This window comes from Nocardiopsis aegyptia (assembly GCF_013410755.1).
GTDB classification, from domain to species: domain Bacteria; phylum Actinomycetota; class Actinomycetes; order Streptosporangiales; family Streptosporangiaceae; genus Nocardiopsis; species Nocardiopsis aegyptia.
The window spans coordinates 5,422,317-5,435,609 of sequence record NZ_JACCFS010000001.1; the positions used below are offsets into that span (position 1 = coordinate 5,422,317).

Sequence of the window (13,293 nt, forward strand, 5' to 3'; positions counted from 1 at the left end):
AGGTCCGGAACCGGTCCGTGCCGCGCGGGGTGGGACCGGGGCGCGCGCCCGAGCGCGAACCCCGGTCCGCTCAGCGGAGAGTGACGGGGGCGCTACCAGCTCGACTTGGTCACACCCGGCAGCTCGCCGCGGTGCGCCATCTCCCGGAAGCGGATCCGGGACAGCCCGAAGCGGCGCAGGTGGCCGCGGGGCCGGCCGTCGACGACGTCCCGGTTGCGCAGGCGCGTCGCGCTGGCGTCCCGGGGCTGGCGGCGCAGCTCGGCGGAGGCGGCGTCGCGCTCCTCGTCACCGGTGTGCGGGCTCCTGATGATCCGCTTGAGTTCGGCCCGGCGCTCGGCGTAGCGCGCCACCACGATCCTCCGCTGCCGGTCGCGCGCGATCTTGCTCTTCTTCGCCATGTCAGACCTTCTCCCCACGGGCGCGGATCTGCGCGACGACGCGTTCGATGCCACGAGCGTCGATGACGCGCATGCCCTTGGTGCTCAGCCTGAGCCGCACGAAGCGGTTCTCACTGGGCAGCCAGTACCGCTTCGACTGGATATTTGGGTCGAACCGGCGGCGGGTCCTGCGGTGGGAATGCGAGACCGCGTTCCCGAAGGACGGGGCCTTGCCGGTCACCTGGCAGACACGGGACACGTGACGGCTCCTTCTCGGTGTGGTGCGGGCCTCGGTCAGGTGTTCCTGGACGAGGCGGTGGACGGGTAGGGGAGCAGCGCCATCTCGCGGGCGTTCTTGACGGCCGCGGCGATCAGCCGCTGCTGCCGGGCGGTGACGCGGGTGACGCGGCGGCTGCGGATCTTGCCCTTCTCGGAGATGAACCTCCGGAGCAGGGCGACGTCCTTGTAGTCGACGTGGTCGGCGTCGCCCAGGGGGTTGGCGAACTTTCGTGTGGCCGGGCGCTTGCTCGCGCGGCGGGGTGCGGCGGACATGGCGGGACCTCTCAGAGTGCGTCGGCGAAGGGGTCGAAGCGCAGGGGCTCACCGGCCTCGTCCTCGGTGAGCAGGCAGGAGTCCAGGAGGGCGACCAGGCGCTCCGCGTCGAGGTCGACTCCGGTGAAGGCGAGGTGCTGGCAGCGGTCGCCGACGGCGGGGTCCCAGTCCAGCTGCGCGGACGCGCGCCGCGACTCCGAGACCATCTCCATGGCGGCCTCCGGCAGGGCGTCCAGCCACGGGCCGCCGCTCTCCAGCAGCAGTGCGTCGTTGTAGGCGTCCCACACCAGCAGCGTGTCGGTCCGGCCGGCGAGCCAGACCCGGCCGCGGCTGCGCAGCCCGGCCGCCACGATGTGCTCCAGGGCCTCGTGCAGCCGGGCGGGGTGCAGGGGCCGCCTGCGGGTCCAGGTGAGCGTGCGCACGCGGGCGTCGTCGCGGTCGGCGTACTGGGCCCAGGCCGGGTTGAGCCGGTTGGCGGCGTGCTCGGGGTCGAACCGGCCGTGGGTGAGGTCGGCCAGGTCCGGGCCGGGTGAGACGACCAGCGCGGCGGGGTTGAGGTGCTCCAGCAGGGAGCGGGCCTCCGCGCGGTAGGGCTCCCCGTCCAGGGCGAGCACGGTGGGGTACTCGATCTGGTGCGCGAGGACCTCGGCGACGGTGCGCTCGTCCTCGACCGCGATGTCCAGTCCCCGGTCGCCCAGGTCGTCGTGCCCGGCCAGGTCGGGCAGGAGGCGTTCGGAGTCCACGGCCGTGACGACCGCGGCCAGGCGGAGCGCGGGCTCGGAGGCGACGGCGTCGGCGACCGGCCGGGGTTCGACGCCCTCCCAGGTCTCCACCACGCACAGCGTGTGCTCGCCCGCCTCGGTCAGGCGCAGCAGGAACGGGACCAGGTCCTCCCGCAGGGTGCAGGAGGCGCACAGGTGGTCGAGCTCCACCCGGCTGTGGTCGACCGTGCCCCAGCGGTCCCGGGTGAGGCGGTGGACGACGCCCTCGCCGATGCGGTCGAAGTCGTGGTGGAGCGCCACCGACCCCGGTACCGCCGTGATCAGTGCCTCGACCGTACGGGCACGTGCGGAGCGGTGCAGTCCGGAGACCACGACCACGCGCATGGAGCTCGGCGCTTCCATCGGCCATCCTCCCAAGGTTGAAAACGATAATCATTATCGTAACCCATGCGGGGAGGTCCACCGCAACGGCGGCGGCCCGCCCCCTCGGAAGGGAGCGGGCCGCGTGCGCGTGGAGCGCGGGGGCACTGGGGTGCTGATCAGCGCCGGGGGTACCGCGGCCTCACCACCTCCACGGTCGACCAGTCGGTGTCCGACCCCAGATAGAAGCCCGGGTAGGCCGGCTGGTTGTACGCCGTCTGCTGCCAGGCGATGCCGGTCCGGTACTGCGGGTCGTGCATGAGGGTGTGCAGCTTGCGGTCGGTCACCTCGGTCGAGGAGTACACCCGCAGCGCCGAGCTGTCCTCGGTGCGCACCAGCAGCTCCTCGCGCCAGTCGCCGAACACGTCGGCGACCAGGGCCGGGTTGCCCTTGGTGCCGTTATTGGTCCGCGTGCCCTCGGCGGTCAGCAGCGTCCCGCGCCGCCGGTCGTCGATGGTCGGGGTGGCCGGGTTCGTGGCGTCCGACCCGTTGACGATCTGGGTGGTCATGTCGGCCGCCCAGCGGATGCTCATGTTCGTGCCCGGGGTGTCGGTGCCCAGGTACCGGCCGTCGGCGGTCCACAGCCCCGCCTCGACGTCGTCCCCGGGCGGCATCGAGGACCACACCTCGTAACCGGGGTGGTCGGGGTCGATGTCGCCGACCATCCCGCGCCCGGTGTCCACGCCGGTGTACCCGCCGAAGAGGACCTCGCCGGTGGCGGCGTCGCGCATCGCGAACCCGTACGGCGCCCACCGGCCGCCCTCGTGCACCGACCAGATCTGCGTGCCCTCGCGGCTGGGGTCGAACACGCCCACGTGAAGGGCGTCGCCGTGGCCGAGCTTGGCCTGTTCCCCGGGCTCCGCGCTGCCAGGCGGGAGTTCGTCGTAGGAGGAGTACAGCAGCGAACCGTCGTGGTCCAGGGTTGCGCCGCCGTAGACGATCTCCTGGTGGCCGTCCCCGTCGACGTCGGCGGTGCTGAGCGAGTGGAAGCCCTGCGTGGTGAGCGTGCCGTACTCGGGATCGGTGCCCTCCACCCCGTGCGGGGAGTCGTTGAACGGGTTGTCCATCGGCGCGTGCCCGCTGTCGGCGCTCCACCGCTGGGTGATCTGGCGGCCGTTCCAGTCGTAGGCCGTCACGGCCGCGCGCGTGTAGTAGCCGCGGGCGAAGACGGCGGAGGGGCTGTGCCCGTCCAGGTAGGCCACGCCGGCCAGGAAGCGGTCGACGCGGTTGCCCGGCTCGATGCGGCTCATCGCGTAGTCGCCCCACAGGAGGCCGTCGTCGCCGCGCGCGGGCGTGTAGCGGACGGTGTCCAGCTCCGCGCCGGTGGCGCCGTCGAACACGGTGAGGTACTCGGGGCCGTCCACGACGAAGCCCTCGAACTCGCGCAGCCGGTTGCGCCCGCTGCGCTCGGGGGCGTACTCGTCCATGAAGTGGTCGGCGAGGGCCTCGGCGTCGGCGCGTGAGAGGGGGTAGTCGTAGGCCGGTTCGAGGCCGAACGCCTCCTCCAGGGTCGCGGGCCAGTTCCCGGCGCTCACCTCGGGGTGCTCGTGCCACTCCTGGAACATCCCGACGACGTGCTCATAGTAGTCGTCGGCGCTCATCCGGTAGTCGTCCTGGTGCGTGTGGCCCGCCCGGACGTCCGCCCTGGGCATGGTCACGTACTCCTCGGAGACGACCTCGCCGTCGGGGCCGTAGGTCAGGGAGCGCGTGCCGGGCGCGGTCTTGAACATCAGCTCCGAGCGCCCGTCGCCGTCGAGGTCGTAGACGAGGAACTGCGTGTAGTGGGCGCCCGAGCGGATGTTGACGCCCAGGTCGATCCGGTGGAGCAGCGTGCCGTCGAGCGTGTAGGTGTCGATGTAGGTGTTGCCGGTGTAGCCGACCTGGGAGACGTCCTTGGAGTTGGTCGGGTCCCACTTGACGACGTACTCATAGGAGCCGTCGCCGGTGACGTCGCCGACGGAGACGTCGTTGGCGCGGTACTCGTACTCCTCGCCGGCGGGGGTCGTGCCGCCCTCGGGCCTGTCGAGCGGCAGGTCGAGGTGGCCCTCCGCCCAGGGGGAGGCCGTGGCCGAGGGCTCCTGCTCGTCCCCGTCCACGACCGCCGCGACCCGGTACTCGGAGTCGGCGCCGCCGTCGGGGTCGAGGACGTTGGTGCTGTCGGTGACGGTCGCGATGCGGGTGCCGTCGCGGTACACGTGGAAGTCCGGGCCCTCCAGGCCGGTCGCGGTGTGACCGGTGACCTCGTGGGCGAGCAGGCGCCAGCTGAGGAAGACGCCGTCCTCGGCGGCGACGGCGACCAGGCCCCGGTCGAGCTCTTCGAGCTGGACCGGGGGGCCGCCCCGGCCGGGCTGGGCGGGTGCGCCGGGGGCGGTCGACGCCGAGGCGGCGGTGGTGGCGCCGGTGAGGATCAAAACGATCGAAGCTACGGCCGCCGCGACCGGTTTCGCGACCGAGCTCTGACGATGGGTCGAAGTGCGGGGGGTCAACGTTCAACCTCCTGTATCAGGGGGAGACCAACCTGACATGGCAAGCGCTTTCCGTCAATGTAAAACGTTCGCATGAGAAGGCGTTCCGTCTGGCGCGAGGCGCCTGAAGCGTCGCTCTTATTCCATTATTCGGAAAATAGAATCTGCATTATGGACACCCCGGTGTGAGTGCGTGTCCGGCCGCGCGATACACAGGTGGACATGAGGATCAGCATCTCCTGGGGCGGCGGATCCGTGACCGCCGACCCCGACAGCACCCCCACGTCCGAGGCCCTGTGGGCCGCCCTGCCGATCGAGTCGTCCCGCGGGAAGGACTGCGCCGCAGGCGTCCGTTGAGGGTGGTGGCGGGCAACGGTGTGGGCATGGGGCGAGGAGGTCTACTTCGGCGTCCAGGCCGGCCGGGAGGACGGCGCCACCGACGCCGTCGAACCGGGCACGGTCTGCTACTGGCTCGCCGGGGTCGCCCTCGCCCTGCCGTTCGGGCCCACGCCCCTGTCCCAAAGGGCGGAGAGCAGGCTCGCCAGTGCCGCGAATGTGCTCGGCCGCGTCGACGGCGACCACCGCGCGCTGGCCGCCGTCCGCGACGGCGACACCGTCCGGGTCGACCGCGCCTAGGTAGCCCGTCGAGGCCCGTCCACCGGCCGGGATGTCCCGGCCGGTGGACGGCACCCGGTGCGCTCGTCGGTGGAGCCGGTCGGCGACGGCCCTGGCCGGTCGCGCCTTCGGCCAGTGGCGGCGTCGGACCCTCGCCTCGTCCTGACGCCCCGGCCCAGGTGCCCGGTAGCCGCGTGACCACGGCCCCCGGCATGAGCGCCGTTGACGCCGTACCTGCCGGTCGGTAACTTCGGGGGGCGCGAACCCCCGTCCGCGCTGAGAGGAAGGGTCTGCCCATGCCCCGGATCGACACGGTCCACGACGAGGTCACCCCCGCCGCCGCCCGCCGGGCGTGGGCTCACGTCGAGCCCTACCACAGCATGATCTACTTCGCCCCGGAGGCGTCCGAGGCCTACGCGGACCTGGGGCTGAAGGGCTGGGCCCAGTACTTCGCCCCCCGCGCCGCCGCGCTGGGCGCGGCCTCGCCCGAGGTCGTCACCGCGGCCTTCTTCAACTTCCACCCGGACGCGGTCCGCTCCGCCCTCCCCGGTGCCTGGGAGGTGGCCTCGCCCGAACAGGTGCTGGCCGCCCGCCTGTCCGCCGCCGACGCCGCGCTGCGCCGGATCCTGGGCGCGGCCGTGGAGTCGCCCGAGGTCGAGCGCGCCGCCGAGCTGGCCCGCCGCGCCGCCGAGGCGGCGGCCGACGACGTCGCCGGGCGCCCGCTCTACGCCGCGCACGCGGCCCTGCCCTGGCCCGAGGAACCCCACCTCGTGCTGTGGCACGCCCAGACGCTGTTGCGCGAGTACCGCGGGGACGGTCACGTCGCCGCGCTGCTCACCGCCGGGCTGAGCGGGCTCGACGCGCTGGTCACGCACGCGGCGGCGGGTGAGGGGATGCCCGCGGAGAAGCTCCGTACCACCCGCAAGTGGTCGCAGGAGGAGTGGGACACGGCCGCTGACGGGCTGCGGGAGAGCGGCTGGCTGGCCGAGGGGCCCGAACTGGCGCTGACCTCGGTGGGCGCCCAGCGGCGCGCCCGGATCGAGGAGATCACCGACGGGCTGGCGCTGGCCCCCTACGCCGTTCTGGGCACAGAGGGCTGCGCCGAACTGGCCGAGCTGGGCCGCCCGCTGGCGAAGCCGCTGGTCCAGGAACTGATGCCGTGGGCGACCAAGCGGATGAAGTAGCGACTCGGGGGTCCCGGGTCCGCGGGTCCCGCGCTCTCGGGCCCGCGGGTCCCATGCCCGCTGTGCCCGGCCCCGGAATCGGAACCGCGCCCCTCGTGGGTTCCGCCTGAGCCGTTCTACTGGATGGTCGTCTCCAGCCCGCGCCGGACCGCCGACATCTTCGAGCACTCGCGGTGGCCGTCGACGGTCCCGCTGGAGAGCTCCGACGCGGTCGTCCGACCCGCGGATCGGTTTCGGGCGCGCTCCGGTCGTCAGTGTCGTCGTCGCGGGTACGACCACGGTGTGCGCGTTGTTCATCGCCGTCCTCGCCTCCTACGCGATCGCCCGACCGGATTTCCCCTTCGAACGCGCGGTGCTGACCACGATCACCGCCACGTCCGCGTTCCCCGTGGTCTCCCTCGTGCTGTTCTTCCAGCGCAGGAACGTCGACGGCCTGAGAGCGGTGCGGTCACGTGACCGCGCGGACCCCACGAAACGGAGCTTCGATGACCCACAGCACCGCGTCCCCGGCCACGGGCGGGGAGTGGTGGCGCAACGCCGCCGTCTACCAGATCTACATCCGCAGCTTCGCCGACGGGAACGGTGACGGCGTCGGTGACGTGGCGGGCCTGCGTGCCCGCCTGCCCTACCTGCGCGACCTCGGCGTGGACGCCGTGTGGATCAACCCCTGGTACGAGTCGCCCATGGCCGACGGCGGGTACGACGTCGCCGACTTCCGCCGGATCGATCCCGTCCTGGGCACCGGTGAGGAGGGCGCCGCGTTCGTCGCGGAGGCGCACGAGCACGGCCTCCGCGTCATCCTCGACATCGTGCCCAACCACGTGTCGGACCGGCACGCCTGGTTCCGGGCGGCGCTCGCGTCCGGGCCGGGATCGCCCGAACGGGAGCGGTTCCTGTTCCGCGACGGCCGGGGCCCGGGGGGCGACGAGCCGCCCAACGGCTGGCGCGCGGCCTTCGGCGGACCGGCCTGGACGCGCACGACCGACCCCGACGGCACGCCGGGGCAGTGGTACCTGCACCTGTTCGCGCCCGAGCAGCCCGACCTGAACTGGGACCACCCGCAGGTGCGCGCCGAGTTCGAGTCCATCCTGCGCTTCTGGTTCGACCAGGGGGTGGACGGCTTCCGCATCGACGTCGCCCACGGGCTGGTCAAGCACCCGGACCTGCCCGACTTCGCGGTCCACGAGCACGACCAGCACCTGACCGCGGACGGCGGCGAGCACCCGCACGCCGACCGCGACGGCGTGCACGACATCTACCGCGCCTGGCGGGCGATCGCCGACGAGTACGAGGGCGACCGGGTGTTCGCGGCCGAGGCGTGGGTGTCCGACCCGGCGCGCCTGGCGCGCTACCTGCGGCCCGACGAACTGCACACGGCGTTCAACTTCCACTACCTGGAGGCCCCCTGGAGGGCCAAGGCGATGCGCGCGGCGATCGACGACTCCTTCGCCGCGCTGGGGCCGATCGGAGCCCCGGCGACATGGGTGCTCTCCAACCACGACGTGGTGCGCCACGTGTCGCGGTTCGGCCGTCCGGGCCACGCCCAGGGCAAGAGCCTGGGGATGGTCCGGGACACCCCGGTGGACCTGGAGCTCGGCACCCGGCGGGCGCGGGCGGCGGCGCTGCTCACGCTGGGCCTGCCCGGCAGCGCGTACCTGTACCAGGGGGAGGAACTGGGGCTGTGGGAGGTGGAGGACCTGCCGCCGGAGGTGTTGCAGGACCCCACGTGGGAGCGGTCCGGGCACACCGACCCGGGCCGTGACGGCTGCCGGGTGCCGCTGCCGTGGTCGGGGCAGGAACCGCCGTTCGGGTTCGGTGGGGCACGGCCGTGGCTGCCGCAGCCCGCCGCCTGGCGCGATCTGACCGTGGAGCACGAGGACGCGCGGCCGGACTCGATGCTGAACCTGTACCGGGCGGCACTGCGGATCCGGCGGACGGAGCCCGGGCTGGCCGGCGCGGAGATGGCGTGGGTGGACGCGCCGGAGGGCGTGCTCGCCTTCGAGCGCGGCGACGGCGTCCGGTGCGTGGTCAACTTCGCCGACGAGCCGCACCCGTTGCCGGAGGGCGCCGAGGTGCTGTTGTCCAGCGCTCCCGTCGAGGGCGGCCGTCTGCCCGGCGACGCCGCGGTGTGGCTGCGCCTGCGGTGAGCGTCCGGCGGGGCGAGTCCGGCTGGGGCGAGGGCGCGGGGTGGCGGGGCGCGGTGCGTTCGCGGCGCGTGCGGAGTGCACGCGCGGGGGCGTGCGCGGTGGGTCCCGCCGCCGGCGCGGAACTGTGGCCGGTCGTCCACAGTCGGTCATACCCCCTGGCCAAGGCCGGTCCATCGTGAGAACCTGCGGATATGGGTACCGAAGGCAAGGCACTGCTGGAGGGCGGACCCGACGAGCTCCAGGAGCGGATCGTGTCCGTCGACCGTCCCGGCGACGAGCTGAAGCTGCCGTTCCACAACGGGTACGAGCACTTCGTCCCGACACCGAGACAGGCGCACACGTCCGAGGGGCGGGTGCCCGTCTACGGGTGGACCGAGCGGACCGAGATGGCGGGCTGACCCGCGCTGACCCGCGCCGACCGATCCGGTCGGCCGTTCGCGCCGTGGTGGGCGTGATCCGCGGGTGGGCGCGCGAAGCGAGCGTGTCGCGGCCCGTTCACGGCTGCATGCCCACCAGACGGGCGCTCTCCTCCCACAGCCGCCGCCGGCGCGCGGCGTCCACGGTGTGCCCGGGGGTCGGGACCGCGGTGCGGTCGACGTAGAAGCCGCCGGTGCGCCCCGCCACGTCCGGGGACGTGGCCAGCCAGACCGGGGTGTCGGCGCCCGAGCCGGGTCCCCGGCGCCACGGATTGAGTTCCAGGACGGTGCCGAGGAACCGCTCCACGCCTCGGGCCTCGCGTCCCAGCCCTGTGCCGGAGATGATCCCGGGATGGGCGCCGTTGACCGTGATCCCGGTGCCCGACAGCCGCTCGGCCAGCGAGAGGAGGAACATCGTGTTCATGTTCTTGGTCCGGCCGTAGGCCACGAACGGACGCAGACTCGGGATCGGGCCCAGCTTCCGTGGCCGGGTCAGGTGGAGGTCGTCCAGGTCCACCGGTACCCGGGCCAGACCGGTGGGGGAGGCGCCCACGACGACGAACCGCGCGGGACCCCGGTCCAGCGCGCGGCCCAGGACCCGCAGGAGGACGTAGGGGGCCAGGTGGTTGGTGGCCAGCGTGCGCTGGAGTCCCTCGGGGGTACGGTCGCCGACCGGACAGGACACGGCCGCGTTGCTGATGACGACGTCGGGCCGGTCGCCCTCCGCCAACCGCTCGGCGAGTGCGTGTACGTCGGCGGTCAGCGAGAGGTCGGCGAGGGCGTGGCGCAGGTCCGCCCCGGGGACGGCCGCCTCGACCCGGGCGGACGCCCCGGCCAGTCGTCCGTGGTCGCGGCCGACCATGGTCACCGCCATCCCGGTGGCGGCGAGCGAGCGGACGATCGCCTCGCCGATGCCTCCCGTGGCCCCGGTGACGATGGCGTGCTTCCCGTAGTGCTCGCTCATGTGCGGCCTTCCGTGTGGTGGGCGGCGGCCGGTGCGCCGGGCGCCGCCCGGGCCGGAGGGGTCACGGGTGTCGCGGTGTCGCGCGTCCCGTGGCGCGACCGTCGACCCCAGCGGTTTACAAGGTAAACCATACGGCGGGCGGCCGGCGGCCGTCAACGCTCCGGTGCAGCACCCGCCACACGTCGGCGGGGGAGCGGTCGGCGTGCAGCCTGCCGGAAGCGGGTCCGGCGGCTGGTAGCAGTCCTCCCCGGAGGGGTCCGCCTACGGTCGATCGAGGCCGAAGGTCGCCATGGCCTCTTCGGCCTCGTCCTCCTGAACGGGGAGAGGCCGTCATCGGCGGGGGAGCGGCCGGCGCGGCTCTTCACGGCGGATTCCCGTCCGCGTGCGTCAGGGGTTCCACGGGCCCCGTGCCCCGACCGGGCCGGACCCTCGTCCCGCGGGCCCGGCCACGGCGTGCGCGCAGCACGACGGTGTGCCCGCGCACCGCCACTCGGCCGAGGATGCGGAACGGCCCCCGCCAGGGTGGTGGCAGGGCCGGGGTCAGGACGGGAACGGGACCGCGTGGCCGGACACCCGTACCCGGGCGTCGTCGGGGTCGAGCGCCACCGTCAGGGTGCTGGGACGGCCCATGTCCTCGCCCTGGCGGACCGTGACCACCGTCGGCTCCGCGACCAGGCCCAGGTCGCGCAGGTATCCGCCGAGCGCGGCAGCGGCGGCACCGGTGGCCGGGTCCTCCACGACGCCGCCCACGGGGAAGGGGTCGCGGGCATGGAACAGGTCCGGGCTCTCGCGCCACACCAGTTGCAGCGTCGCCCACCCGGCGCGGCGCATGTGCGCGCCGAGCGCGTCGAAGTCGTAGTCCAGATCGGCCAGGCGCTCCCGGGTCTTGGCGGCCAGGACGAGGTGGTGCACCCCGCCGAAGGCGACCCGGGGCGGCAGCGCGGGGTCGAGGTCCGTCGGGTGCCACCCCAGGGCGGTCAGTGTCGCGTCCAGTTCGGCCGCCCCGGCCGGGCGTGACGTCGTCGGGACACTGGTCAGCGTCGCCCGCGTCGCCTCGCCCGTGTCGGTCGCGGTGTCGACCGGCACCTCTCCGACCGCGGTGTCGAAGACCAGCGGGCCGGCGCCCAGGCGCTCGGCCAGCGCCACCGCCGTGGCCACGGTCGCGTGTCCGCAGAAGTCCACCTCGGCCAGCGGGCTGAAGTAGCGCACCGTGAAGCGCCGCCGCCGCTCGTCCCGCGCGGTGACGAAGGCGGTCTCGGAGTAGCCCAGGTCCGCCGCGACGGTGAGCATCGCGTCGTCGTCGAGCTCCGCGGCGTCCAGGACGACGCCGGCGGGGTTGCCGCCGGACGGGTCCGCGGTGAAGGCGGTGTAGCGCAGGATCTGCGTCGTGCTGGTGTCCATGCGTCCACCATGGCAGTCGGCTCCCATGAAGGGAAACGATGATTCCGCATGGTGCCGATCGAGGAATACGATGGCTCCGCTACCGTGGGGGCATGGACACCCGTCTGCTGCGCACCTTCACCGCGCTGGCCCGTACCGAGAACTTCACCGCCGCGGCGGAGGAGCTGCACGTGGCCCAGTCCACGGTCACCGTGCACATCCGCGACCTGGAGAAGGAGCTGGGCACCCGGCTCTTCGACCGCCTGCCGCGCGGTGCCCGCCTGACCTCGCACGGGCACCGGCTGCTGGCCCGGGCCGAGGAGGTGCTCGACGCGGAGGCGCGGCTGCGCGCGGCCGCCGACGACGGTGCGCCGCTCAGCGGCCGGATCGTCGTCGGCGCCGGGGAGACGCTGTGCTCCTCGCTGCTGCCCGGGGTGGTCGCCGACCTGCGGGCCGCCGAACCGGGGATCGACGTCCAGATCCACGCCGCGGGCACGGCCGAGGCCGTCGAGGGCCTGCGCTCGGGGCGCGTGGACGTGGCACTGCTGCTGGAGGAGGAGGCGGGCGCGCCGGACGTGGCCGCACAGGCCGTGACCCGGCTGCCGCTGGTGCTGGTGGCCGCGCCCGGCCATCCGCTGGCCGCCCTCGACCGCCCGGTGACGCCGACCGACCTGGCCGCGACCGAGGTCTTCCTGCTGGAGGAGGGCTGCTCCTACAGCGACGCGCTCGCGCACGAGCTCTCCGCGCTTCCGGGAGAGCGGCCCCGGACCACCCGGTTCGGCAGTGCCGAGGCCGCCCGGACGTGTGTGGCGGCCGGCCTCGGTGTCGCCCTGCTGCCCGGGGTCGCGGTCGACCAGGCCCTGGCCGACCGCCGCCTGACCGTCCTCGACGGGCCCGGGGCGCCCGATGTCGCGGTGCTGATCGCCCGTCACCGGGCACGGTGGACCTCCCCGGCGGCGCACGCCGTCACCGACGCCCTGGAGCGCGGACTGCGCCGGGGCGCCGCCGGGAGAGGCCTCGTTCTCACGCGTGCCTGAGCCGGACGAGCATCTTGCCGGTGTTGGCGCCGCGCATCATCGACGTGAAGGCCTCGAACGCGTTCTCGATGCCCTCGACGACGGTCTCCTCGGCGCGCAGGGAGCCGTCGGCCAGCCAGGTCGCGGCCCGGCCGACGAATTCCGGCACCAGGTGGTAGTGGTCGGCCACGTTCATGCCGCGCAGGGTGATGCGCCTGCCGATGGCCAGCGGCAGCGTCCGCGGCCCGGCCGGCGCCTCGGTGGCGTTGTAGACCGAGATCGCCCCGACCATGCCTACGCGCCCGCGCAGGTTCATCACGGCCAGCGCGGCCTCCAGGTGGTCGCCGCCGACGTTGTCGAGGTAGACGTCGATGCCCTCGGGCGCGGCCTCGGCGAGCTGTCCCGGCAGGTCCCCCTCGCGGTAGTCGATGGCGGCGTCGAAGCCGAAGTCCTCGACGAGCCGCCGCCCCTTCTCCGGGCCGCCGGCCGAGCCGATGACCCTGGACGCGCCGAGGTGCCGGGCGATCTGCCCGGCGACCGAGCCCACCGCCCCGGCCGCGCCCGACACGAACACCACGTCGCCCTCGCGGACGGGGGATACCTCCACGAGCGTGGCGTAGGCGGTCAGGCCGGTGGTGCCCAGCACGCCCAGGTAGGCCTGGGCGGGTGCCAGGTCCGTGTCCACGACCTGGAGGCCCTCGGCGTCCAGCAGGGCGTACTCGCGCCAGCCCCGGAAGTGGCTGACGGTCGTGCCGACGGGCACCTCGTCGGACCCGGAGGCGACGACGGTGCCCACGGCACTGCCGGTCATCGCCTCACCGAGTTCGAACGGCGGGATGTAGGACTCCCCCTCGTCCATCCGCCCGCGCATGTACGGGTCGACCGACAGCCAGTCGTTGCGGACCAGGACCTGGCCCGGAGCCGGGTCGGACACCGCCGACTCGGTGAAGGCGACATCGCTGTCGCGGGGCTCGCCGACGGGGCGGGCGGCCAGCTGCCATTCGCGGCTGGTGACGGGCATGGTGGACCTCCGTG

The 13,293-nt window shown here is 73.7% G+C and carries 14 protein-coding genes; 6 read left to right on the forward strand and 8 right to left on the reverse strand.

What is annotated here, in order from left to right:
* Positions 1–92 precede the first annotated feature (92 nt).
* From rpsN to HNR10_RS24200, 5 genes are all read right to left on the reverse strand, one after another.
* Complete coding sequence (rpsN, locus tag HNR10_RS24180; RefSeq protein WP_179827296.1) at positions 93–398, reverse strand: 30S ribosomal protein S14; 306 nt, start codon at positions 396–398, stop codon at positions 93–95.
* Between the two features lies 1 nt (position 399).
* On the reverse strand, positions 400–636 hold the full coding sequence (gene rpmB / locus HNR10_RS24185) for a 50S ribosomal protein L28 (protein ID WP_179827299.1): 237 nt from the start codon (positions 634–636) through the stop codon (positions 400–402).
* 35 nt (positions 637–671) lie between these two features.
* Positions 672–929 carry a 30S ribosomal protein S18 gene (rpsR, locus tag HNR10_RS24190; protein WP_179827302.1) on the reverse strand — a complete coding sequence of 86 codons (258 nt, stop codon included), beginning with the start codon at positions 927–929 and terminating at the stop codon, positions 672–674.
* A gap of 11 nt (positions 930–940) precedes the next feature.
* On the reverse strand, positions 941–2,035 hold the full coding sequence (locus HNR10_RS24195; RefSeq protein ID WP_179829934.1) for a CobW family GTP-binding protein: 1,095 nt from the start codon (positions 2,033–2,035) through the stop codon (positions 941–943).
* A 155-nt stretch (positions 2,036–2,190) separates the two neighbouring features.
* A complete protein-coding gene (locus HNR10_RS24200; RefSeq protein WP_218897971.1) occupies positions 2,191–4,482 on the reverse strand; it encodes a rhamnogalacturonan lyase in 2,292 nt (763 codons plus the stop codon).
* A gap of 276 nt (positions 4,483–4,758) precedes the next feature.
* Between HNR10_RS24200 and HNR10_RS31820 the strand changes: the two genes are divergently transcribed.
* The 5 genes from HNR10_RS31820 to HNR10_RS24220 all read left to right on the forward strand — a co-directional run bounded on the left by HNR10_RS31820 (position 4,759) and on the right by HNR10_RS24220 (position 8,880).
* The gene (locus HNR10_RS31820) at positions 4,759–4,893 is read left to right on the forward strand and encodes a hypothetical protein (protein ID WP_281390156.1); all 135 of its coding nucleotides are present in this window, start codon (positions 4,759–4,761) and stop codon (positions 4,891–4,893) included.
* An 18-nt stretch (positions 4,894–4,911) separates the two neighbouring features.
* Positions 4,912–5,172 carry a cyclophilin-like family protein gene (locus HNR10_RS31430; protein ID WP_312889404.1) on the forward strand — a complete coding sequence of 87 codons (261 nt, stop codon included), beginning with the start codon at positions 4,912–4,914 and terminating at the stop codon, positions 5,170–5,172.
* A 275-nt stretch (positions 5,173–5,447) separates the two neighbouring features.
* A complete protein-coding gene (locus HNR10_RS24210) occupies positions 5,448–6,335 on the forward strand; it encodes an SCO6745 family protein (RefSeq protein ID WP_179827304.1) in 888 nt (295 codons plus the stop codon).
* Between the two features lie 485 nt (positions 6,336–6,820).
* The gene (locus HNR10_RS24215) at positions 6,821–8,482 is read left to right on the forward strand and encodes a glycoside hydrolase family 13 protein (protein ID WP_179827305.1); all 1,662 of its coding nucleotides are present in this window, start codon (positions 6,821–6,823) and stop codon (positions 8,480–8,482) included.
* A 191-nt stretch (positions 8,483–8,673) separates the two neighbouring features.
* Complete coding sequence (locus HNR10_RS24220; protein ID WP_179827308.1) at positions 8,674–8,880, forward strand: DUF5988 family protein; 207 nt, start codon at positions 8,674–8,676, stop codon at positions 8,878–8,880.
* A 97-nt stretch (positions 8,881–8,977) separates the two neighbouring features.
* Here the strand turns inward: HNR10_RS24220 and HNR10_RS24225 are convergent, their stop codons facing one another.
* Positions 8,978–9,862, reverse strand: coding sequence for an SDR family NAD(P)-dependent oxidoreductase (locus tag HNR10_RS24225; RefSeq protein WP_179827317.1), 885 nt, complete (start codon positions 9,860–9,862; stop codon positions 8,978–8,980).
* A gap of 540 nt (positions 9,863–10,402) precedes the next feature.
* Positions 10,403–11,263: a PhzF family phenazine biosynthesis isomerase gene (locus HNR10_RS24230; protein WP_179827326.1), complete on the reverse strand. Its 861-nt coding sequence runs from the start codon at positions 11,261–11,263 to the stop codon at positions 10,403–10,405.
* 92 nt (positions 11,264–11,355) lie between these two features.
* On the opposite strand from HNR10_RS24230, the gene HNR10_RS24235 reads away from it, so the two are divergent.
* The gene (locus tag HNR10_RS24235) at positions 11,356–12,279 is read left to right on the forward strand and encodes a LysR family transcriptional regulator (RefSeq protein WP_179827327.1); all 924 of its coding nucleotides are present in this window, start codon (positions 11,356–11,358) and stop codon (positions 12,277–12,279) included.
* Here HNR10_RS24235 and HNR10_RS24240 read toward each other — a convergent pair.
* Positions 12,266–13,279, reverse strand: coding sequence for an NADP-dependent oxidoreductase (locus HNR10_RS24240; protein ID WP_179827328.1), 1,014 nt, complete (start codon positions 13,277–13,279; stop codon positions 12,266–12,268). The two genes, HNR10_RS24235 and HNR10_RS24240, sit on opposite strands and share 14 nt — an antisense overlap.
* Positions 13,280–13,293: the final 14 nt, after the last annotated feature.